Annotated in this window: 18 protein-coding genes; 15 read left to right on the top strand and 3 right to left on the bottom strand. The window is 70.6% G+C overall.

Translation table 11 applies throughout. The features are described from left to right. Positions 1 to 43: 43 nt before the first annotated feature. Positions 44 to 1,579 carry a TSCPD domain-containing protein gene (locus NBY65_RS27335; RefSeq protein WP_150038692.1) on the bottom strand — a complete coding sequence of 512 codons (1,536 nt, stop codon included), beginning with the start codon at positions 1,577 to 1,579 and terminating at the stop codon, positions 44 to 46. Between the two features lie 153 nt (positions 1,580 to 1,732). On the opposite strand from NBY65_RS27335, the gene NBY65_RS27330 reads away from it, so the two are divergent. The 8 genes from NBY65_RS27330 to NBY65_RS27295 all read left to right on the top strand — a co-directional run bounded on the left by NBY65_RS27330 (position 1,733) and on the right by NBY65_RS27295 (position 8,668). Further along, positions 1,733 to 2,089, top strand: a complete 357-nt coding sequence (locus NBY65_RS27330; protein ID WP_150038911.1) for an NADH:ubiquinone oxidoreductase subunit NDUFA12 — start codon at positions 1,733 to 1,735, stop codon at positions 2,087 to 2,089. A gap of 14 nt (positions 2,090 to 2,103) precedes the next feature. Beyond that, positions 2,104 to 2,601, top strand: a complete 498-nt coding sequence (mlaD, locus tag NBY65_RS27325) for an outer membrane lipid asymmetry maintenance protein MlaD (protein WP_150038690.1) — start codon at positions 2,104 to 2,106, stop codon at positions 2,599 to 2,601. Continuing rightward, entirely contained in the window at positions 2,601 to 2,822 is a 222-nt protein-coding gene (locus tag NBY65_RS27320) for a hypothetical protein (RefSeq protein WP_150038910.1), read from the top strand. Before mlaD ends, NBY65_RS27320 begins: the two co-directional genes overlap by 1 nt. Positions 2,823 to 2,827: 5 nt before the next feature. Continuing rightward, the gene (locus NBY65_RS27315; RefSeq protein ID WP_250265747.1) at positions 2,828 to 3,343 is read left to right on the top strand and encodes a DUF2155 domain-containing protein; all 516 of its coding nucleotides are present in this window, start codon (positions 2,828 to 2,830) and stop codon (positions 3,341 to 3,343) included. Positions 3,344 to 3,465: 122 nt separating this feature from the next. Then, positions 3,466 to 4,131 (top strand): trehalose-phosphatase, encoded by a 666-nt coding sequence (otsB, locus tag NBY65_RS27310; RefSeq protein WP_239002622.1) that lies wholly within the window; start codon positions 3,466 to 3,468, stop codon positions 4,129 to 4,131. Continuing rightward, positions 4,128 to 5,471 (top strand): alpha,alpha-trehalose-phosphate synthase (UDP-forming), encoded by a 1,344-nt coding sequence (locus tag NBY65_RS27305; protein ID WP_150038684.1) that lies wholly within the window; start codon positions 4,128 to 4,130, stop codon positions 5,469 to 5,471. The genes otsB and NBY65_RS27305 overlap by 4 nt, the downstream gene beginning before the upstream one ends. 164 nt (positions 5,472 to 5,635) lie before the next feature. After that, entirely contained in the window at positions 5,636 to 6,364 is a 729-nt protein-coding gene (locus NBY65_RS27300) for an HAD family hydrolase (RefSeq protein ID WP_150038682.1), read from the top strand. Between the two features lie 12 nt (positions 6,365 to 6,376). Further along, positions 6,377 to 8,668, top strand: coding sequence for a glycoside hydrolase family 65 protein (locus tag NBY65_RS27295; protein WP_150038680.1), 2,292 nt, complete (start codon positions 6,377 to 6,379; stop codon positions 8,666 to 8,668). A gap of 7 nt (positions 8,669 to 8,675) precedes the next feature. Here the strand turns inward: NBY65_RS27295 and NBY65_RS27290 are convergent, their stop codons facing one another. Then, positions 8,676 to 10,103, bottom strand: coding sequence for a dihydroorotase (locus NBY65_RS27290; RefSeq protein ID WP_150038678.1), 1,428 nt, complete (start codon positions 10,101 to 10,103; stop codon positions 8,676 to 8,678). Between the two features lie 276 nt (positions 10,104 to 10,379). Between NBY65_RS27290 and NBY65_RS27285 the strand changes: the two genes are divergently transcribed. The 6 genes from NBY65_RS27285 to NBY65_RS27260 all read left to right on the top strand — a co-directional run bounded on the left by NBY65_RS27285 (position 10,380) and on the right by NBY65_RS27260 (position 19,477). Continuing rightward, a complete protein-coding gene (locus NBY65_RS27285; RefSeq protein WP_150038676.1) occupies positions 10,380 to 11,501 on the top strand; it encodes an NAD(P)/FAD-dependent oxidoreductase in 1,122 nt (373 codons plus the stop codon). 32 nt (positions 11,502 to 11,533) lie between these two features. Then, entirely contained in the window at positions 11,534 to 14,845 is a 3,312-nt protein-coding gene (locus NBY65_RS27280; protein WP_150038674.1) for a transglutaminase family protein, read from the top strand. Positions 14,846 to 14,892: 47 nt separating this feature from the next. Further along, positions 14,893 to 15,270, top strand: coding sequence for a hypothetical protein (locus NBY65_RS27275; protein WP_150038672.1), 378 nt, complete (start codon positions 14,893 to 14,895; stop codon positions 15,268 to 15,270). A 270-nt stretch (positions 15,271 to 15,540) separates the two neighbouring features. Next, positions 15,541 to 15,900 carry a hypothetical protein gene (locus NBY65_RS27270; RefSeq protein ID WP_150044451.1) on the top strand — a complete coding sequence of 120 codons (360 nt, stop codon included), beginning with the start codon at positions 15,541 to 15,543 and terminating at the stop codon, positions 15,898 to 15,900. A gap of 200 nt (positions 15,901 to 16,100) precedes the next feature. After that, positions 16,101 to 18,605, top strand: coding sequence for a circularly permuted type 2 ATP-grasp protein (locus NBY65_RS27265; RefSeq protein ID WP_150044449.1), 2,505 nt, complete (start codon positions 16,101 to 16,103; stop codon positions 18,603 to 18,605). Then, positions 18,602 to 19,477 carry a transglutaminase family protein gene (locus NBY65_RS27260; protein ID WP_150044448.1) on the top strand — a complete coding sequence of 292 codons (876 nt, stop codon included), beginning with the start codon at positions 18,602 to 18,604 and terminating at the stop codon, positions 19,475 to 19,477. Before NBY65_RS27265 ends, NBY65_RS27260 begins: the two co-directional genes overlap by 4 nt. 13 nt (positions 19,478 to 19,490) lie before the next feature. Here NBY65_RS27260 and NBY65_RS27255 read toward each other — a convergent pair whose 3' ends face one another. Then, on the bottom strand, positions 19,491 to 19,802 hold the full coding sequence (locus tag NBY65_RS27255; RefSeq protein WP_150044446.1) for an SCP2 sterol-binding domain-containing protein: 312 nt from the start codon (positions 19,800 to 19,802) through the stop codon (positions 19,491 to 19,493). A gap of 150 nt (positions 19,803 to 19,952) precedes the next feature. On the opposite strand from NBY65_RS27255, the gene NBY65_RS27250 reads away from it, so the two are divergent. Next, the gene (locus tag NBY65_RS27250) at positions 19,953 to 21,281 is read left to right on the top strand and encodes an OmpP1/FadL family transporter (RefSeq protein WP_150044444.1); all 1,329 of its coding nucleotides are present in this window, start codon (positions 19,953 to 19,955) and stop codon (positions 21,279 to 21,281) included. Positions 21,282 to 21,287: the final 6 nt, after the last annotated feature.

Genomic DNA, 21,287 nt, shown 5'->3' with positions numbered 1-21,287 from the left:
AGGAGGCGAAGCCTCCTGCCGGGGCCGGGGCAGCGCCCCGGGCTTACTTCCCCACCAGCCGCAATCCGCGCCGCCGGATTCGCGGCCCCTCCGCCTGCGGCAAATCAAGCGGCAGCAGCGGCGCGCGCTCCCGTGCCCCCGCGCCCAGGGTGCCGGTATCCTCCTCGTCTTCCTCCTCCGGCTCGGCCAGTTCGGTCTGTCCCAGGTAGTTCGCGGCGAGGTTCCGGAACACGTAGTCGAGCAGCGAGGTGGCGCGGCTCACCGCCGGGTCGCCCTCGACGGGTCCGGCCGGGCCGAAGCGTGTGAAGGTGAACGCTTCGACGAAGGCTTCCAGGGGCACGCCGTGTTGCAGGCCGAGGCTGACGGCGATGGCGAAATTGTCCATCAGGCTGCGGAAGGCGGGGCCTTCCTTGTGCAGGCCGATAAACACCTCGCCGAGCCGGCCGTCGGCGTATTCGCCAGTGCGCAGGAACAGCTTGTGGCCCCCGATGCTGGCCTTTTGCGTGTAGCCGCTGCGCCGGGCCGGCAGGTCCCGGCGCAGCGCCGGGGCCGGGGCGAGTGCCGGCCGGTTCTGCGGCCGGCGCGGCATGGTGTGCAGGAACGGGGCGATCGCGTCATGCATGGCGGCATGCGCCTCGGCCGTGGCGACGGCGAACAGGGGCAGGCCGGCCAGCAGCGTGGCCAGTGCCGCTTCCCCGCTCAGGCCGCGCGCGGCGAGGGTGGCGCGGGCGGTGCGGGTCAGTCGTCCGGCATCGTCGATCGGGGCGAAGGCGGGGGCGATGCCGCCGGTCTCGACCCCGAGCAACGCCTCGGCGGCGCCGGGGGAGGACACCACGGCCAGCACGTGCGATCGCGGGGCTGGTGCCGCGGCGGCGGCATCGAGGGCGGCGCGGGCGGCCTCGGCCAGGCCGGGGATCGCGGGCGCCTCGGGCACGGTGGTGCCGATCCGGGTTCCCGATCCGGGCAGGCCGAGCCCGCCGGGCAGGGCGGCGGCGGTGGCCTCGACCTGGCCGCGCAGCAGCGCGGCCAGCGCGGCGCCGACGGCACGGCCGGCGGCGCTGTCGTATTCTACATGCAGGGCGGCCAGCAGCCCGGCGAGGTCGGCCAGGGCCACCGCGGGGTGCTGCGTCGGCGGCGGCGTCCACAGCGCGAGTGCCAGCACGGTGGTACCCACTGCCGTGATGAAGCCGGGCAGGTCGAAGCCGGAATCCGGCAGGTGGAAGGCGGCGAGGTTCAGCACGAAGCCCGGTGTTTCCGATGCCTGTTCCGGGCGTGGGGCGCCGTGCCACAGCGCCGCGGTGGGGGCGGCGCGGCGGGCGAGCAGCAGGCCATGCAACCGGGGGCCGAGGGTCTCGTCCAACCCGGCGCGGCGCGCGGCGGCGGCGAGCGGCTCGATCCAGGCTTCCGCCGCCGTGGCCAGGGCAAGCGGGCCCTGGCCCGGAACCAACGCGGCCAGCGCGGCCGCGGCGCGGTCGTCCCAGGCGGCCGGGAGGGTGACGGCGCGCCGGTCGGAATCGGGGTCCGGCGCGGCGGGAGTGGTGCGCATCCGCACGCCCCGCCAGGGCTTGCTGATCTTCATGGCGTGATGCTAGGGCCGCCGGGCGCGACTCCGAAAGCGCATCTGGATGGCAGTTCCGGGGATAACCACAAAATCTTGTGGGAAAGCCTGTGGATATCGAGTCGCGCCGCCCTGGCATGGACCGCTGCGCCGTGGCGGCCTATATGCGTGAGCATGACCATCGGCACCCGCATATTCACCTTGCTGAAGGGCCGCCAAGTCGGCACGGACGCATCCGGCAACGTCTATTACGAGGAGCGTCGGGTCCGCACCGGCAGGCGCACGCGGCGCTGGGTGCTGTATCGCGGCGGCCCCGTCGATGCCTCGCGGGTGCCGCCGGAATGGCATGCCTGGCTGCACTACACCACGGACGCGCCGTTGCCGGTGCAGAACCGGCGCCCCTGGCAGAAGCCGCATCTGGCCAACCTGACCGGCACCGCCGGCAGCTACCGTCCCGCCGGGCACGACTACATGGGCGGCCAGCGCGCCCGTGCCACGGGCGACTACGAAGCCTGGACCCCGGGCACCTGAGGCGGGCGACGAACGTGGCGCAACGCAGCCTGACCGAGACGCTGGCCGGTGCCGTCGTGCTCGTGGTGGCCCTGGGATTCCTCGGCTACGCCGTCGCCAACACCGGTCGCACGCCGGTGGCCGGCTATACCCTGCAGGCCCGGTTCGACCGCATCGACGGGTTGAACATCGGCTCCGACGTGCGAGTGGCGGGGGTGAAGGTGGGCAGCGTGACCGCCGCCCGCATCGACCCGCAGACCTACCAGGCGATGGTGTCCTTCACCGTGCAGGACGGGGTGAAGCTGCCCACCGATTCCAGCGCGGAGGTCACCAGCGACGGCCTGCTCGGCGGGAAATACCTCTCGCTGGTGCCGGGCGGGGAGGAGAAGATGCTTCCTCCGGGCGGCGCGGTGCAGATTACCCAGTCCTCGGTGAGCCTGGAGCAATTGCTCGGCAAGTTCATCTTCAGCGTCAGCAACCTGTCCAGCCAGGGCGGACAGGGCAAGGGCGGGGGACCGGGGGGCGAGAAGTGATCGCGCCACCGCAGGTCTGGCCCCAGCCCGACGGCGCGCCGGTCTCCTGCCGCGAGAAGCTGCGGACGCTGACCGAGAACCATGCCGAACTCGCTCAGGTCATGCAGGATGCGTTCGAGGACGCGGTGCTGATGGGCGTCGACGAGCAGGCGATGCGCCGCATCCTGGCCGACATGGTCGGGGCGTTGCGCAGCCCGCGCCAGGCCGGGGGCAAGGCATGAAGCCCATGCCCCTGGCGGTGCTGGCGATGGTGGTGCTGCTTGCGCCCGCGGCCCGGGCGCAAGCCCCCCAGCCAGGCTCGGGTGCCTTCCCGTTCTCGCAGCCCCGATTCGGCCCGGCGCCGTCCCCGGCGCCCCAGGCCCCTGGCTATCAGGCTCCTGCCTATCAAGCCCCGGCCTATCAGGCTCCGGTGCAGGCCCCGCCGCCTCCGGTCGCTCCGGTCGATGTCTGGCAGCCCCGGACTGGTGTCGAGCTGATCATGCTGGACAAGGTCAGCGCCCGCGCGACGCCGCTCGCCGGCCGGATCAACGAGCCGCTGCAATACGGATCGTTGACCATCCTCGTCCGCAGTTGCGTCGTGCGACCGTCGGATGCGCCGCCGGATGCGGCAGCCTTTCTCGAAATTACCGATTCACGCCCGGGGCCAGCTCCATTCCGGGCCTGGATGATATTATCGGATCCATCGGTTTCCATTTTCGAGCATCCTGTCTACGACGTCAGACTGGTTGGTTGTCGGCTCTGACGCCATGCCGTCCCAATTCCGCAAGGTTCCGTGATTTGACGGAACCGCGGACTATGCTGGAGGCATAATTAAAAATGAACGTTTCTGTCAGGCTGCCTGAACGCGCAGCATTATTACTGGATATGGACGGTACTTTGCTCGACATCGCGCCGACGCCCGCGGATGTCGTGGTGCCTGTCGAATTGCCCCTTGCATTGGTACGGTTGCGGGCACGGCTGGATGATGCCCTGGCGGTGGTGAGCGGGCGGCCGGTGGAGCAGGTCTACGACCTGCTCGGGGATGCGCCCTATGCCATCGCGGGCGAGCACGGGGCGGCGATCCGCCACGCCCCCGGCGAGGCGCTGGAACGCAAGTCGTTGCCGGCGCTGCCGGCGCCCTGGATCGCCCAGGCCGAACGGGTTGCCTCCGGCTACCAGGGCGTGTTGCTGGAACGCAAGGCGCACGGCCTGGTGCTACATTTCCGCCTGGAGCCGCAGGCCGGCTCGGCGCTGCGCCAGGCGCTGCTGTCGATCGTCGGCGACGCCAACCCGGATTTCGTGGTGATGGCGGCGCACATGGCCTGGGAGGTGAAGCCGCGTGCCGCCGACAAGGGCCGCGCCGTCGCCGCGCTGATGGCCCGTGCCCCCTTCGCCGGCCGCGTGCCGGTCTATATCGGCGATGACGTGACCGACGAGGATGGCATGCGTGTCGCCCGCGAGCAGGGCGGCATTGGCCTGCGCGTGCAGGAGGCGTTCGGCGATGCGGCCGACGTGCGGGCCTGGCTGGCCGCACTGGCGGCCCACTCGTGAGCCGGCTGGTCCTGGTCTCCAATCGCGTGCCGCCGCCCCGTGAGCGGTCGGGGGCGGCGGGGGGGCTTGCAGTGGCATTGCGCGAGGCGGTCTCCAGCCATGAAACCCTATGGTTCGGCTGGTCGGGCACGGCCGGGGCGCAGGCGGCGACGCAGCCGCGCATCCATCGCAGCGGCCGCATCACCTACGCCACCCTCGATCTCGCGCAGGGCGATTACGAGGGATATTATCGCGGTTTCTCCAACGGCATGCTGTGGCCGTTGCTGCACTACCAGGTGGCTCTGGCGGAGTTCCGGCGCGAGGACCTGGGCGCCTATCAGCGCGTCAACCACGCTTTCGCCGCCGCGTTGGTGCCGCTGCTGCGGCCGAACGACTTGATCTGGGTGCACGATTATCACCTGATCCCGATGGGGGCGGCGTTGCGCGAGGCCGGGGTGCAGGCCCGCATCGGCTTCTTCCTGCACGTGCCGTTCCCGCCGGCCGCGGTGTGGGCGGCGTTGCCGCAGGGCGACGAGATGGCGCGCGAGCTCGCCTGCTACGACGTGCTCGGGACCCAGACCGAGGAAGACGCCCGGCACATGAACGAGGTGCTGCAGGCGCAGGGGCTGCCGCCGAAGGCACGGTCCTTTCCCATCGGCATCGACCCCGAGAGCTTCGCCGCGGCGGCCCGCCAGGCCGAGGGCGGCACGGAGGTGCGGCGCCTGATCCAGTCGCTGGGCGGCCGCGCACTGATCCTGGGGGTCGACCGCCTGGACTACTCCAAGGGGCTGCCGCAGCGGTTCCGTGGCTTCGCGCGGCTGCTGCGCCGCTTTCCCGAGCATCGCAACCGGGTGACCTTCCTGCAGGTGGCGCCGGTCTCGCGCGGCGACGTGGCGCAGTATCGCAGCCTCCGGCGCGAGCTGGACGAACTGACCGGGCGGATCAACGGTGAGCACGCCGAGTTCGACTGGACGCCGTTGCGCTACCTGACCCAGGCGGTGCGGCGGGACGTGCTGGCCGGCTTCTACCGGATGGCCTCAGTCGGGCTGGTGACGCCGCTGCGCGACGGGATGAACCTGGTGGCCAAGGAATACGTGGCCGCGCAGAACCCGGAAGCGCCCGGGATGCTGGTGCTCTCGCGCTTCGCCGGCGCTGCCGAGGCGATGGAAGGGGCGCTGGTGATCAACCCGCACGATCCCGACGAGACGGCGGAAGCCTTGCACGCGGCGCTGTCCGCGCCGCCGGAGGAACGGCGGACGCGCTGGCGGCAGATGTGGACGGCGGTGAACCGCCACACCTCGGCGGACTGGGCGCGTGGCTTCATGGCCGAGCTGGAAGGGACCACCGCGCGCGCGGCGTGAGGGCGCGAGGCTCGGGAAGCCTTCTTTCAGGGGAATTCCCCGGCCGGGAAGAAACGCGCTGGCCGGCGGCGTTTCTTCCCGGCTAGTCTGCCGGCCTCATCCGGGGCCGGCCGCCGAGTCACGCGGTCCCGGATCTGACATGCAAGCAGAGGTGGAATTGCCGCATGCCAGCCCAATCCGCTTCCCACCGTTCCCAGCTCCTTGCCGCCATCTTCGACGTCGACGGTGTCCTGGTGGCCTCGCCGCATGAGCGCGCCTGGCGCGAGGCGCTGACGGGCCTGACCGATCCCGCCGCCTTCACCACGGAGTTCTACCAGGCCCATGTCGCCGGCAAGCCGCGACTCGACGGGGCACGGGCGGCGCTGGAGCGGCTTGGCGTCCCCGACGCCGCCCGCGCGGCCGAGGACTATGCCGCGCGCAAGCAGCGCCGCATCGAGGAGTTGATCGAGGCGCGCAGCTTCGACGCCTTTCCCGATGCGCTGCGCTTCCTGGCCGCGATCCGGGCGCGGGGGGTGCGCGTCGCGGTGGCGTCCTCGTCGAAGAACGCGACCCGGATGATGCGGCTGATCCCCTTCGAGCCGGGGCCGACCCTGGTGGATGCCTTCGACGCCAATGTGTGCGACCGGGAGCTCCGCCACGGCAAGCCCGATCCGGAGATCTTCCTGATGGCGGCCGCGGCGCTCGGCATCGCGCCGGAGCGGTGCGTCGTGGTCGAGGATGCGCCCGCCGGCATTGCCGCCGCGCGGGCGGGTAGCATGGCGGGGCTCGGCGTGGCCCGGCTCGACGATGCGGCGCTGCTGCAGGCGGCGGGGGCCGATCTGGTGGTGACCAGCCTGGACGAAGTCGCGGTGGATGCGCTGGCGGAGGGTGTCCTCCGCAGCCGGCCGAAGTAAGGGAGTGCGACGATGGAGCGCGTGCTGGAACCGACTGCCGACCCGCTCTGGATCCTGGAGGAGCAGGGCCACAACCCCTTGCGCGAGAGCGGCATCGAATCGCGTTTCACCATCGCCAACGGCTTCCTGGGGGTGCGCGGCGCGCGGGCGGTCAGTCGCGGCCCGACCTGGGTGTCCTGGCTGCACACGCTGACCTGGTCGTCCTGGCCGCGCACCTATGTCGCCGGCCTGTTCGACACGCCCGACACCGACCCGCCGGTGCCTGCGCTGGTGCCGGCGGCCGACTGGCTGCGCGTGCGCATCCTGGTCAACGGCGCGCCGCTGCTGCTGCGCGAGGGCCATCTGCTCGCGCACGAGCGCAAGCTGGACATGAATCGTGGCGTGATGCTGACCGAATGGCACCAGCGCAACAGCCGGGGCGTGGACGTGTGGGTGCGCACCCTACGCCTGGTGTCGCTGGCGGACCGCGCCGTCGGGCTGCAGTTGCTGCGCCTCGAACTCGACCGGGACAACCTGGACGTGCGGCTAGAGGCTTCGTTCGAAGGGGCGGGGCTCGGGCTCGATCCGGTGCTGGTGGAGCCGGACCTGGGTATCTGGCGTACCTGGCAGTCGGGCAAGACGCTGGCGATGACCGGGGCCGCGTCGCTGCATCTGGACGGGCGGGAGGTGATGCCGTCGCTGCGCGACCATCTGCGCTGGTCGTGGAACTGGCAATCGGTGGCCGGGCAGGTGGTGGCGCTGGACCGGTTGGCCGCCGTGTCGCGGGGCGACAGCCCGGATGGCGGGGCCGGCCGGATGGCGCGGGAAGCGCTGGAGCGGAACCGCGCGATCGGCTGGCGCGGCGTGGTGGCGGCGCACGAGGCGGCCTGGGCGACGCGCTGGGAGTGCAGCGACATCATGGTGGAGGGCGATGACGCGGCGCTCCGCGCGCTGCGCTTCGCCATCTACCACCTGAATGGCTCGGCCAATCCCGCGGACGAGCGCGTCTCCATCGGCGCGCGGGCGCTGACCGGGGATTCCTATCTCGGCCATGTCTTCTGGGACACCGAGATCTATCTGGTGCCGTTCTACATCGTGACCTGGCCCGAGGCGGCGCGGGCGCTGCTGATGTACCGCTATCACACGCTTGGCGGCGCGCGGGCGAAGGCGGTCCGGATGGGCTGGCGTGGCGCGCTCTACGCATGGGAATCGGCCGATACCGGCGAGGAAACCACGCCCGAGGAGATCATCGGCCCGGATGGCCAGATCATCCGCGTCCTCTGTGGCCGCGAGGAACAGCACATCAGCGCCGATGTTGCCTACGCGGTGATGCAGTACTGGCGGGCGAGCGGCGATGACGGGTTCCTGCTGGAAGCCGGCGCGGAAATCGTGCTGGAAACGGCCCGGTTCTGGGCCAGCCGCGGGGTGAAGGAGGCGGACGGGCGGCGCCATATCCGCGGCGTCATCGGCCCCGACGAGTTCCACGAGACCATCGACGACAACGCCTACACGAACATCATGGCGCAGTGGAACATCCGCACCGCGCTCGACCTCGCGGCGCTGCTGCGCGAGCGCTGGCCGGCGCGCTGGGCGGAGCTGGCCGGCCGGCTCGGCCTCGATGACGCGGAGTTCGCCTCCTGGCGCGAGGCGGCGGACACGCTGGTGACCGGGCAGCTTCCCGGCGTCGACCTGATCGAGCAGTTCGCCGGCTTCTTCCAGTTGGAGGAAGTCGATCTCGCCCAGTATGCCGGCCGCACCGCGGCGATGGACGTGCTGCTCGGGCGGGAGCGGACGAAGCGTTCGCAGGTGATCAAGCAGGCCGACGTGGTGGCGTTGCTGGCCCTGCTGCCCGACGCCTTCGACGCGCGCACCAAGCTCGCCAATTTCCGCTACTACGAGCCGCGCTGCGGCCATGACAGCTCGCTCAGCCGGTCCATGCACGCGGTGGTGGCGGCACGGATGGGCGATGTGGACATGGCGCTGCGCTACTTCCGGGCGACCGCGGCGATCGACCTGGAGGACAAGGCGGCGGGCAGCGCCGGCGGCGTGCACATCGCCGCGCTGGGTGGGCTGTGGCAGACGGCGATCTTCGGCTTTGCCGGGCTGTCGCTGCGCGGCGAGGCGCCGGCCTTCGATCCGCACCTGCCGCGGGACTGGCAGGGCCTGGGCTTCGGCGTGCACTGGCGCGGGCGGCGGATCCGGGTGCGGATCGAGCCGGACGCCCTGACCGCGACGCTGGAGGCAGGCGAGCAGGTGCCGATCCTGGTCCGCGGGGTCGCCCACGAGATCCCGCCGGGGGAGACGGTGCGGATCGCGTTGGGCTGACCCGGCGTCAGAGCTGCGGCGCGGCGATGATGTCCTCGGGGATGCGGCGCGGGATCCAGGTGCCGTCGGTGAGGTCGCCGGTCAGTTCGCCCTCCTGCATGACCACCTTGCCGCGCAGGATGGTCAGGCAGGGCCAGGCCTGCGCTTCCCAGCCATGCCAGGCGGTGTGGTCGGCCTCGTGCAGGTCCTCGCTGCGGATGGCGCGCCGGCGCGTCGGGTCGAGCACGCAGATATCCGCGTCCGCGCCTTCGGCGATCGCGCCCTTGCGGGGATAGAGCCCCATCACCCGCGCGGCATTGGTGGAAACCAGGTCGACGAAGCGCCGCAGCGTGTAGCCGCGCCGCCCGACCATCTCGGTGTACATCAGTGCCAGCCGGGGCTCGACGCCGACATGGCCGCCGGCGAGGTCATCGATGCGCGTGCCCTGCATCTTCTCGGCCAGGGTGCAGCAGATCTCGTCGGTGGCGATGCAGGTGATGCTGCCGTCCAGCGTGCCGGCCCACAGCGCCGCCTGGTCCTTCTCGGACTTCAGCGAGGGAAAGGTGTGCAGCAACTGGCCGTTGCGCTTGCGGTAATCCTCGCTGGTGAACAGCAGGTAGTGCGGCAGGCTCTCGCCATAGATCGCCAGGCCCTTGGAGCGTGCCTCGCGGATCGCCGCGACCCCGGTGGCGGCGCTGACGTTCACCAGGTACAGCGCCGTCCCCGGCACGCATTCGGCCAGCCGGATCAGCCGCCGGAACGCCAGGTCCTCGGAGAGGCCGTTATGCACCTCGGCCATGTTCTCGAAGCCGACGCGGCCTTCCTGCAGCAGCTTTTCATACATGTGCATGACGATGTCGTCGTCCTCGGCATGCACGACCATCAGGCCCTTGTTGGCGGCGACCACCTGGAACAGCTCCCAGATGCTGCCGAGGTCGACCTTGCGCCCGCGCCGGCTAGGCGTGATGTCGGTGGTGAAGACCTTCACCGAGGCATGGCCGGCCCGCAGCGCCTCGCCGAGCTGTTCGAGCAGGGGGGGCGAGGCGCTGCCTTCCACCAGCAGGTGAAAGGCGTAGTCGGTGTGGCAGGCGCCATCCCAGCGTTCCTGTCGGCGGCCGATGGCGTCGCTGACGGCGCTGCCTTCGGTCAGGCGGACGCAATCGATCAGCGTGGTGGTGCCGCCGTACACCGCTGCCCGGCTGACCACGCTCGCGGGCTGGCTGCGCCGCAGCGGGCCATCCGCCATCGGCATCGGCCAGTCGCAATTGACGTGCGGGTCGATGCCGCCGGGCATGACGATGCGGCCGGTCAGGTCGATCAGGCGGGCGGAGGACGTGCCGTCGAGGCTGCCGAATGGGGCGACACACAGGATGCGTCCGGCGGCGATGGCAATGTCACAGGCATCCACGCCATCCGGCGTGACCACGCTATCGCTGCGCAAAATCAGCTCGACCATGCGCGTCTCTCCGTTTCACCCGCATCCATCCTGGGGCGCGCGCGGGGCCATGCACAACCCCGCGCATCCTTCCGCCGGCGCCCGGAGGCGGGAAGACAAGGCAAGGCAACGTCACGAAGACGTCATCTGCATACGATGAGAAGAATATCCTGCCGTCGGCATATCCCGGCCGCGGGATCGCCGCCCCGCGAGCCTTCGCGCCGGCACATGGCCGGGCCTCCAGCATAAGATGGGGTCACACTTGCTTGCTGCGTTGCAACATCCGATCTTTCACCGATGGACACGCATACGACCGACGTCATCGTCATCGGGGCCGGCATCGCCGGCGCCACTGCCGCCGCGCAGATCGCCGCTGATCGCAAGGTGGCCCTGATCGAGGCGGAGGAGCAGGCCGGGTATCACACCACCGGCCGTTCCGCTGCCATGTGGATCCTGAACTACGGCCCCGCCGATGTCCGCGTGTTGACCGGCCTGTCGCGTCCGTTTTTCGAAACCCCGCCGCAGGGCTTCACCGACGTGCCGCTGATGTCGCCGCGGCCGTTCTGCTTCCTCGCCCCGCCTGACCAGCTTGACCATCTGCACCGACTGATGGCGGAGGGGATCGGCCTGCGCGAGGCCCCGATCGCCGAGCTGCGCGCGCGCATCCCGGCGCTGCGCCCGGACTATGCCGTGGCCGCCGCGGTCGAGGACGATGCCTTCGACATGGACGTGGCCGCCCTGCACCAGGGGTTCCTGCGGCTGCTGCGCCGGCGCGACGGGGTGCTGGCGCTGCGCAGCCGCTCCGGCCGGATCGAGCGCCGCGGCGGGCTGTGGGAGGTGGAGGTCACCGGCGGGGCGGTTTTCCGTGCTCCCGTGGTGGTGAACGCTGCCGGCGCCTGGGGCGACGAGGTGGCGGCGCAGGCCGGGGTGGCACCGCTCGGGCTGCAGCCGAAGCGGCGCACCGGCATCATCATCGACCCCGCCCCCTGGGATGTCTCCACCTGGCCGCTGTTCAACGACGTGGACCACACCTGGTACTGCCGGCCGGAGGCGCGCACCCGGTTGATGGTCACCCCTTGCGACGAAACCGACATGCCCCCGCATGACGTGCAGCCGGACGAGCTGGACATCGCCATCGGCATCGACCGCATGCAGCAGGCGCTCGCCATCGAGGTGCGCCGGGTGGAGCGCGCCTGGTCGGGGCTGCGCACCTTCACCCCCGACCGCAGCTTCGCCGTCGGCTGGGACGGCACGGCCGAAGGCTTCTTCTGGAGCGTCGGGCAGGGGGGGTATGGCATCCAGACCTCGCCCGCTGCCGGGCGGCTGGTTGCCGATCTTGTGTGCAACCGCGACCCGGGAGAAGCAGGTCGCATCCTATCCAGGGTAGACCCGCGCCGCTTTGCCCGGATAAAGGGCTGACTGTTTCGTTCCCTCAGGCAGATCCGAGGACCATGTCGATCCACGTTGCGCTGACCCACCGCACGTCGTACCGCTATGACCGCGCGGTTTCCCTGGGGCCACAGACCATCCGGCTGCGCCCGGCGCCGCATGCGCGCACCCCGGTGCTGTCCTATGACCTGCGAATCGAGCCGAAGCCGCACTTCCTGAACTGGCAGCAGGACCCGCAGGGCAATTTCCTCGCCCGCGTGGTCTTCCCCGACAAGGTGACGCGCTTCGAGGTCGCGGTGGATCTGGTCGCCGACATGGCGACCATCAACCCCTTCGACTTCTTCCTCGAGCCCGAGGCCGAGACCTGGCCCTTCACCTACGACGCCGTGCTCGACCACGAGCTGGCCCCGTTCCGCAAGCTGGACGCGTCGGGGCCGCTGCTTGCCGCTCTGCTCGCCGAGGTGCCGCGTGAGCCGCAGCGCACGGTGGACAAGCTGGTGGCGCTGAACCACGACCTGCAGCGACGCATCTCCTACATCGTGCGCATGGAGCCCGGCGTCTGGACGCCGGAGGAGACGCTCGCCGCCGGCCGCGGCAGTTGCCGTGATTCCGCCTGGCTGCTGGTGCAGGTCCTGCGCCACCTGGGCTTCGCCGCCCGCTTCGTCTCCGGCTACCTGATCCAGCTGGTCGCCGACGTGAAGCCGCTGGACGGGCCGGAAGGCCCGACCGCCGACTTCACCGACCTGCACGCCTGGACCGAGGTCTACCTGCCCGGCGCCGGCTGGATCGGGCTCGATCCGACCTCCGGCCTGATGGCGGGCGAGGGCCATATTCCGCTGGCTGCCAGCCCCGATCCGCAATCGGCGGCGCCGATCACCGGGGCGGTGGAGAAGTGCGAGGTCGCCTTCGACTTCGACATGCACCTCACCCGCGTCCACGAGACGCCGCGGGTGACCAGGCCCTATGCCGAGCGGCAATGGCAGGACATCCTGGCCATGGGCGCGCGGGTCGACCGGGCGCTGGCGGCGGGCGATGTGCGCCTGACCTTCGGCGGCGAGCCCACTTTCGTCGCCGCTTCCGATCCCGACGCGCCGGAATGGAACACCGAGGCCCTGGGGCCGACCAAGCGCGGCTATGCCGGGCGGCTGCTGCGCCGGCTGGTGAAGCTGTGGTCGCCCGGCGCGGCGCTGCAATACGCCCAGGGCAAGCATTATCCCGGCGAGCAATTGCCGCGCTGGGCGTTGTTTTCGCACTGGCGCGCTGATGGCGAGCCGGTCTGGACCGATCCCGGCCTGCTCGCCGACCCCGATCGCGACCGTGACACCGCCACCGCCGAGGACGCCGCCCGCTTCACCGGCCTGCTCGCCGAGCGGCTGCAGGTCGATCCGGCCATGGTGATCCCGGCACATGAGGACGTGCATTTCTTCCTCTGGCGCGAGCACCGGCTGCCGGCCAACGTGATCGCCGAGGACAGCCGGCTGCGTGACCCGCTGGAACGCGACCGCATGGCGCGGGTGTTCGGCCAGGGGCTTGCCTCCCCGGTGGGCAGCGTGCTGCCGCTGCGCCGCATCGGTACCGATGGCGGGCGCCGCTGGCAGTCCGGGCGCTGGTTTTTCCGCGGTGACACCCTGTTCCTGGTGCCCGGCGACAGTCCGGTGGGTTTCCGCCTGCCGCTGGAAAGCCTGCCCTGGGTCGATCCGGCGCGGATCGAAATTCCCTTCGAGACCGATCCCTTTGCGCCGCGCGCCCCCCTGCCGGGCCGGCAGGACCTTGCCCTGCGGCTGCGCGGGCAGGCGGCGTTGTCAGGCAATCCCTTCGCCCCGGTGCCGCAGGACCGGCCGGTGGTCGGGCAGGAGGATCCCGACCTCGTGCGCACGGCGCTGTCGGTGGAATCGCGTGGCGGGCTGCTGCACGTGTTCATGCCGCCGCTCTATGACGTGACCGACTGGCTGGAGCTTGCCGCCGCCGTCGAGGCAACCGCCGCCGAGACCGGGCGGCAGGTGGTGCTGGAAGGCTATGTCCCGCCCTCCGACCCGCGGCTGCTGCATTTCTCCGTCACCCCCGATCCCGGCGTCATCGAGGTGAACATCCACCCGGCGGCAAGCTGGCCGGAGCATGTCGAGCGCACCACGCAGCTCTACGAGGAAGCGCGGCAGGTCGGACTGGCCAGCGAGAAGTTCATGCTGGACGGCCGCCATGTCGGCACCGGTGGTGGCAACCACGTGGTGATGGGCGGCAACACGCCGGAGGACAGCCCGTTCCTGCGCCGGCCGGACCTGCTGAAAAGCCTGCTGGGCTTCTGGCACAACCATCCCAGCCTGTCCTTCCTGTTCAGCGGCCTGTTCATCGGCCCGACCAGCCAGCATCCGCGCATCGACGAGGCCCGCCAGGACGCGCTGAACGAGCTGGAGATCGCCTTCGCCCAGATCTCGCCCTTCCGACAGACCCCGCCCTGGCTGACCGACCGCCTGTTCCGCAACATCCTCACCGACATGACCGGCAACACCCACCGCACCGAGTTCTGCATCGACAAGATGTACGACCCGGCTGGCCCGGGCGGGCGTCGCGGCCTGGTGGAATTCCGCGCCTTCGAAATGCCGCCACACGCGCGCATGTCGGCGGCGCAGATGCTGCTGATGCGTGCCGCCCTCGCGGCGTTCTGGCAGTCCCCCTATGACCGGCAATTGGTGCGCTGGGGCACGCGGCTGCATGACGAGTTCATGCTGCCGCATTTTGTCGAGCAGGATTTCCGTGGCGCGCTCGACGAACTCGCGGGCCTCGGCTTCGCGCTCGATCCGGCCTGGTTCGCGCCCCATCTTGAATTCCGCTTCCCCCGGATCGGCGACGTCTCGGTGCGCGAGGTCGAACTGGAGATCCGCCACGCCCTGGAACCCTGGCACGTCCTGGGCGAGGAAGGGGCGATCGGCGGCACCGTCCGTTACGTTGATTCCTCCACCGAGCGGCTGCAGGCACGAGTCAGCGGCTGGGCGTCGGAACGCTACGTGCTGGCCTGCAACGGCCGCGCCGTGCCGCTGGCGCACACCGGAGTGGCCGGCGAGTTCGTCGGCGGCGTGCGCTTCAAGGCGTGGCAGCCGCCCTCCGCCCTGCATCCGGTGATCCCCGCCCAGACGCCGCTGGTCTTCGATGTCTGGGACCGCTGGAGCGGCCGCAGCCTGGGCGGGCTGACCCACCACGTGGCCCATCCGGGCGGACGCAATTACGAAACTTTCCCCGTCAATGCTAACGAAGCGGAAGCCCGGCGGCGTGCACGCTTCTTCCCGTTCGGCCATACGCCGGGGTCCATGCCCGAGCCTTTGACCGCGACAGGGCCCGAGCATCCGCGTACCCTGGACCTGCGTCGCTTCGCAGTATAACGGTTGCCTCCCTCAACAATATTCTCAGGAAGCCTGGATCCTTCTCGATGTCGTACCTGAAGATCGCCCTGACTGTTTCGACCTTGTTTGGCCTGGCCGGCGTCGTGGCCGGGCTGTTTCTGCCGCAGCAACTCGCCGCCGTGAACGATGCCTGGCTGGCGACGATGGTGCTTGCCACTGCTTACGCCTGGGTGCAGGCGAAGTGGCTGGACCCGGACGCGGAGACGGCGCTGGAAGCAGCCAAGCTGCTGAGCGCGATCACCGTCATCCTGTTCGTGGTGCCGCGGCTGCCGCATTCGGCTGTCGGCAACTTCATCGGCCACCTGGAGCCGGCGGCGATGACACTGGCGCTGAACCTCATCGCCCTGGCCGGGGCTGGCGTGCTGACCGCCCGCGCCGTGCTCGCGGAACCGGACGCGGCCTGAGGCGTCCGCTCGGCGGGGTTTCACCCCGCACCCGACCAGGAGGCTCCGCCTCCTGGACCTCCGCCAAGGGCTTCGCCCTTGGATCCCATTCCTTGCCGCGCAGCGTGATTGGGGTGCAGGGGCCTTGTGGCCCCTGCCGGGTCAAGGGCAGAGCCCTTGCCTTAATCTTTCTTTGCAACAGGGCAGCGCCGCTGCCGTGACTTCCTGGACTCCCAGCCCGCCAGGAGTTAAAGTTTCCAACGAAACTTAAAGCCCGCAGGAGGCCGATCCATGGTGTCCTTCAAAGATACCGTGCCGTCCGTTGATGCGACGCTGCAAAAGGTTTCGGCGCCGCTCTACTGGTTCTTCGGATCAGGGGTGCTGGCGCTGCTCACGCTGGTATTCCTGCTCCTTTCCCCCGTGACCGCGGCCTTCCTGCTCGCGCTGTGGCTGGCCCTGGCCGGGCTTGGCGCGGCGTTGTTCTGGGATCGCGCGGCGGGGCATCCCGACGCGGCCGGGGCGCATCGCACCGCCGCGCTGCTGACCGGCATCACCGCGGTGCTGGCCGCGACCGCCGGCCGCGCCCTGCCGGCCGTGATCGCCGTCATCATAGCCGGATTGCTGACCGCGCGGGGATTGCTGCGCGACTGAAGAACGCGTTAGCCCAGGACTTTAAGAAGCAACCTTATCGGCCGGCCGGCGTCGGTTCGGCCGATGATGCTGCCGGTATCGTTTCCCTCGTCTCGACTCTGGACCTGTGCCGCTCCGGCTGAGACAGTGCGCGGCGTGAACGCCGCCACTCTTCTCCCCCGTCCTCCGACCCTCCCCGAGCTCAGCCGGAAGCGGAGCCCATGACCACGCAGATTCCACGCGACGAGATGGTCGATGGCCAGGGTGGCCTGCGGCCGCACTGGCGGGGGGTCCTGGCTGCCTTTTCCGCCATGGGCGAGGGCGGGCTCGCGACCCGGGCGCGCCGGCTCGACCGTGCCTTCGAGGAAGAGGGGATCGCCAGCGTGCTGCCCGGCGCGGCCGGGCGGCCCTGGCGCTGCGATCCGGTGCCGCTGCCGCTGGCGGCGTCCGAGTTCGCCGTCCTGCAGGAAGGGCTGGCGCAGCGGGCGCGGCTGCTGGCGCTGGTGCTGCAGGACATCTACGGGCCGCAGACCCTGCTGGCCGAGGGGAAGCTGCCGCCGGCGCTGGTCTATGCCAATCCCGGCTTCCTGCGGGCCTGCCGCATTCCCGGCCATGTGCCCTTGCTGCACAGCTACGCCGCCGACCTGATCCGCGCGCCGGACGGCACCTGGCATGTCTGGGCCGATCGCACCGCCTCGACCGGCGGCATCGGCTATGCCCAGGAGAACCGGCGCCTGCTCGCCCGCGTGCTGCCCGAGGCGTTCCGCCCGCTGCAGGTGCGCCAGCTTCGGCCGTTCTTCGATCTGTGGCAGGATTCGTTGCGGCGGCTGGGCCCTGCCGGCCAACCCAACCCGACGGTGGCGCTGCTGACCCCCGGCAATGCGGCGCCGCAATGGTTCGAGCACATGTTCCTCGCCCGCGAGTTGTCCTGCGCGCTGGTGGAGGGTGGTGACCTGACGGTGCGCGGCGGCGCGCTCTACCTGAAGACGCTGAAGGGGCTGCAGCAGGTCGATGTGCTGTTGCGGCGCCTGGACGGGCGGATGATCGATCCGCTGGAGCTGGAGCCGGGCAGCCTGCTCGGTGTGCCCGGGCTGGTGGATACGCTGCGCCAGGGCAGTGTGCGCATCGCCAATGACCCGGGCTCGGGGGTGGCGGAGGCGCCGGCGCTGGCGGCCTTCCTGCCGGCGCTGTGCCAGCGCCTGCTCGGCGAGAAGCTGCTGCTCCCCGGCGTGCCGACCCTATGGCTCGGCGACCCGGCGGCCCGGGCGGTGCTGCAGGCGAATCCGGGCGGCTGGCGGGTGGCGCCGGCGCTGGACAGCACGGTGCCGCCGGTGCTGCCCATGGCGCTGTCGGAAGTGGCGCGCGGCGAGCTGATGGCGCGAATCGAGGCCCGCCCCTGGGAATGGGCGGCGACGGCCTCGCTGCCGCCTTCGGTGGCGCCCTGCCTGGACGGGCGGGGCCTGACGCCGCGGCCGGTGCTGCTGCGGCTGTTCCTGGTGGCGGACGGGGCGGAATGGCAGGCCATGCCGGGCGGGCTCGCGCGCGTGCTCGAGGATCCCGAGCGGCTGACCGGCCGCCGGCCGGAGGTGGGCGTCTCCAAGGACGTGTGGGTGCTCTCCGAGGAGCGCGGCATGATCATGGGGCCGCCGGCGCTGAGCGTGCCGGCGCTGAAGCTGCGCCGTCCCAGCGGCGACCTGCCGAGCCGGGTGGCCGACAACATGTTCTGGCTCGGCCGCTACGTGGAACGGCTGGACCGGGCGGCGCGGCTGATGCGGTCCGCATTGCAGCGGCTGACCCGCGGCACCGGCCTGCTGCCGCGCGAGCTGCTGGAGCTGCAGATGCTCGGGCGCTGCCTGGCCGAGGCCGGGCTGGTGCCCCCCGAGGCGGCTCCGGCCGAGACGCTGGGCGAGGCGCTGCTGGCCTCGGTGCGCGACGGCGGCGCGGTGGCGGGGCTGTTCGCCTCCGTCGCCCGGCTGACCGAGAGCGTGCGCGACCGGCTGACCGACGAGATGTACGCGACCTTCACCGCCACGCTGCGGGCGGCACGGGGGGACGCGGCTGCGGCCGGGCGCAGCCTGGACGGGCTGACCCATGGCATGGTCGGCATCACCCGCTTCGCCACCGCGGTGGCCGGGGTGGCGGCCGAGAACATGGTGCGTGGCGGCGGCTGGATGTTCCTTGAACTGGGCCGGCGGCTGGAGCGGGGCTGGGCGGTGGCGGGGCAGGTGTCGCTTGCGCTCGACCAGCCGCCTTCGCGCATCGAGGCGGGGCTGCGGCTGCTGCTGGAGATCTGTGATTCGGTGATCACCTATCGCAGCCGTTACCTGGACGTGCTGCAGCCGGCGCCGGTGCTGGACCTGGTGCTGGTGGACCAGGGCAATCCGCGGGGCCTGGGATTCCAGTTGACGCAGATGCACGGGTTGCTGGACGAGTTGTCGAGCACCGCCGGGCTCGACGTGGGCGCTGCCAACGCCAATCCGCGCGAGATGCTGGCGGGGGCAGCCGCGGGGTTGCTGGCCGAAGTGGAGATCATGGTCGAGATGGTGCTGGCGGCGAGCGACCAGGCCGCTGCCGCCGCCTCCCTGCCGTCGCAGCTACGGGGGGTGGAGGCCGGGGTGGCGGCGCTGTCCGACCGCATCACCCGCCGTTACTTCGCGCTGCTGCCGGCGGTGCAGACCCTGGGCTGGTCGCCCGGCGAGGTGCCGGTGCTGCGGGGGGCGGCATGAGGTACCGGATCCGACACACCACCGAATACGTCTATGCCGATCCGGTGGATCTCGCGAGCCACATGCTGCACCTGACGCCGCGCCCGTTGCCCGGGCAGCGCGTGCTCTCGGCCGAGGTGCTGGTGTGGCCGACGCCGGGGCGGATGACCTCCGGCCCCGACCATTTCGGCAATCACGTGACCTGGGTGTTCCTCGACCAGTCGCATCAGCGCTTCGATGCGACGGTGGAGGCTGAGGTGGAGGTGGACTTTGCGTCCCCCCCGCCGGCCGACGCCACCCCGCCCTGGGAGGATGTGGTCGCCGCGGCCCGGCGGGGCGGGCCGGGGGCGTGGCAGGCCGCCGAATTCAGCTTCGACAGCCCGATGGCGCCGGCCGATGCCTCGGCGGGGCTCTATGTGCGCCAGAGCTTCCCGCCGGGCCGCCCGGTGCTGCAAGGGCTGCTGGAGCTGAACGCGCGGATGCGGCGCGACTTCGCCTTCCGACCCGGCGTCACCACCGTGTACACGCCGGTGGCGCGGGTGCTGCTGCAGCGGGCCGGCGTCTGCCAGGACTTCACCCATGTCATGATCTCCGGGCTGCGGGCGCTCGGCCTGCCGGCGCGCTACGTCTCGGGCTACCTGCGCACCCGGCCGCCGCCGGGGCAGGCCCCGCGCCGCGGCGCCGACCAGTCGCATGCCTGGGTCGGCGCCTGGCTGGGGCCGGACCATGGCTGGGTGGACCTCGATCCCACCAACGACCTGGTGGTGCGTGACGAGCACGTGGTGCTGGCCTGGGGCCGCGACTACGGCGACATCAGCCCGGTGCGCGGCGTGATCCTGGGCGGCGGCCGGCACAGCGTGTCGGTGGGCGTCGATCTCGACGCGGTGGCGTGACGGCCCGCCATTCCTAATCCTCGTCGAGCAGGCTTGCGAGTTTCAAAGCCACGCCGCGCGAGCCTTCCACCCGCAGCCGTCCGGTCGAGAAAGCCAGCATCGGGCTGAGCCGGCCGGCGATCAGCCGGGCCAGATCCTCCGAGGACAGGCGCAGCACCGTATCCGCGGCCCCGCCGCCCGACTCCACCGTGGCGCTGCCGCCGGTGCCGTCGAGCAGCATCTCGTCGCCGGTGTCGGTGATCTCGAAGCGCACGCGGTAACCCAGTCCGCGCAGCGCCGGCGTGCGGGCCCGCATGGCAGCAATCAACGTGTCACTGTCCGGCATTTTCCGTTTCCCCTCAGGCGGTTCGATTGTGCGGTGCACTATAACGTCAGACAATTGACGTTAACGTCAATGTATGTTGCAGAATGGAGTTGGACAACATCACATGGCAATCGCGTCGCGACGTGACGGACGGGAGGATAACGGGGCACAATGGCTCAACAAGAGACTGCAGCACGCTGCATGCTGCTGGCCGGCGTCGCGATGGCGGCGCTCACGGTGGGAGAGGCGCGGGCCGGCGGCTTCGCGCTGAAGGAACAGAGCGCCATGTATCAGGGCGCCGCCTTTGCCGGGGCCGCCGCCCGCGCCGATGATCCGGCGACGCTGTTCTTCAATTCCGCCGGCATGACCCGGCTGCCGGGCTACCAGGTCAGCGTCAGTTCTTCGCTGATCATGCCGCAATCGACCCTGCAGAATGCGAACGCCACCACGGTCAGCGGCTTTCCGGTGCTCGGGACGCTCGGCGGCGACATCGCCGGCGATGCGCTGCTGCCCTCGATCTTCGCCACCGCCGAGATCGGCGGTGGCTGGTGGGCGGGCCTTGCCATCACCTCGCCCTTCGGGCTGACCACCAAATACGGCACCGATTCGATCGCGCGCTACTACGCGCTGACCAGCCAGTTGCGTACCTACAACATCACCCCCTCGGTGGCCTACCAGGTGCTGCCGAACCTGTCGGTCTCGGCGGGGCTGCAGATCGAGGTGGTGAACGCGACGCTGTCCAATTCGGTAGACCTGGGCTCGGTCGGGGCCTCGCGCCGCATCCCCGGCTACTTTCCCGGGCGCAATGACGCCCTCGCCCGGCTGAAGGGCGATGACACCGCGGTCGGCTGGCAGGTCGGTCTGTTGTACGAGCCGATCGAGGGCACGCGGGTCGGCGTGAACTACCGCTCCTCGATCTATCACCAGCTCGGTGGCTCGGTCGGCTTCGAGAACGTGCAGTACCCGCTGTCGCTGCAGCCGAATTTCCGCGGCGGCCCGGCCACGGCGAAGCTCGCCACCCCGGGGCTGCTGGGCATCGGCTTCTCGCACGATATCGGGCCCGTCACCCTGCTGGCCCAGCTCGACTACAGTTTCTGGTCGAGCTTCCGCACGCTCTACATCGACTATCCCGGCGGGCCGTCGATCACCGACGAGAACTGGCGTGACACCTATACCCTCTCGCTCGGCGCGGACTGGCGGCTGAACGACAAGCTGACCCTGCGCGGCGGCGTTGCCTACGACCAGACCCCGGTGCGCAACATCGACCGCACCCCGCGCATCCCCGACGGCGACCGCTACTGGCTTTCGGTCGGCGCTACCTACAAGCCGCTGCCCAAACTGGCCATCTCTGCCGCGTATACCCACATCTTCGTCGACAACACCCATATCGGGCTGGTTGATGGCGGGCCGGGAACACCCAACTATCTGCGTGGCAATTTCAGCGCCAGCTACAATAACCAGATCGACATCGTCTCGGTGCAGGGCACCTACGCCTTCTGATACCTT

Source organism: Rhodovastum atsumiense (assembly GCF_937425535.1).
In the GTDB taxonomy this organism is placed as follows: Bacteria; Pseudomonadota; Alphaproteobacteria; order Acetobacterales; family Acetobacteraceae; genus Rhodovastum; species Rhodovastum atsumiense.
This window is presented reverse-complemented; position numbering and strand designations above follow the sequence as displayed.

What these genes read in the sequence shown, in the direction of transcription:
- NBY65_RS27295 (WP_150038680.1), top strand. Translation starts at nt 6,377, where the DNA reads ATGGAGCGCGTGCTGGAACCGACTGCCGACCCGCTCTGGATCCTGGAG.
- NBY65_RS27260 (WP_150044448.1), top strand. Translation starts at nt 18,602, where the DNA reads ATGAGGTACCGGATCCGACACACCACCGAATACGTCTATGCCGATCCG.
- NBY65_RS27270 (WP_150044451.1), top strand. Translation starts at nt 15,541, where the DNA reads ATGGTGTCCTTCAAAGATACCGTGCCGTCCGTTGATGCGACGCTGCAA.
- NBY65_RS27255 (WP_150044446.1), bottom strand. Translation starts at nt 19,802, where the DNA reads ATGCCGGACAGTGACACGTTGATTGCTGCCATGCGGGCCCGCACGCCG.
- NBY65_RS27250 (WP_150044444.1), top strand. Translation starts at nt 19,953, where the DNA reads ATGGCTCAACAAGAGACTGCAGCACGCTGCATGCTGCTGGCCGGCGTC.
- NBY65_RS27315 (WP_250265747.1), top strand. Translation starts at nt 2,828, where the DNA reads ATGCCCCTGGCGGTGCTGGCGATGGTGGTGCTGCTTGCGCCCGCGGCC.
- otsB (WP_239002622.1), top strand. Translation starts at nt 3,466, where the DNA reads ATGGACGGTACTTTGCTCGACATCGCGCCGACGCCCGCGGATGTCGTG.
- NBY65_RS27285 (WP_150038676.1), top strand. Translation starts at nt 10,380, where the DNA reads ATGGACACGCATACGACCGACGTCATCGTCATCGGGGCCGGCATCGCC.
- NBY65_RS27330 (WP_150038911.1), top strand. Translation starts at nt 1,733, where the DNA reads ATGACCATCGGCACCCGCATATTCACCTTGCTGAAGGGCCGCCAAGTC.
- NBY65_RS27335 (WP_150038692.1), bottom strand. Translation starts at nt 1,579, where the DNA reads ATGAAGATCAGCAAGCCCTGGCGGGGCGTGCGGATGCGCACCACTCCC.
- NBY65_RS27265 (WP_150044449.1), top strand. Translation starts at nt 16,101, where the DNA reads ATGACCACGCAGATTCCACGCGACGAGATGGTCGATGGCCAGGGTGGC.
- NBY65_RS27275 (WP_150038672.1), top strand. Translation starts at nt 14,893, where the DNA reads ATGTCGTACCTGAAGATCGCCCTGACTGTTTCGACCTTGTTTGGCCTG.
- NBY65_RS27290 (WP_150038678.1), bottom strand. Translation starts at nt 10,103, where the DNA reads ATGGTCGAGCTGATTTTGCGCAGCGATAGCGTGGTCACGCCGGATGGC.
- NBY65_RS27300 (WP_150038682.1), top strand. Translation starts at nt 5,636, where the DNA reads ATGCCAGCCCAATCCGCTTCCCACCGTTCCCAGCTCCTTGCCGCCATC.
- NBY65_RS27280 (WP_150038674.1), top strand. Translation starts at nt 11,534, where the DNA reads ATGTCGATCCACGTTGCGCTGACCCACCGCACGTCGTACCGCTATGAC.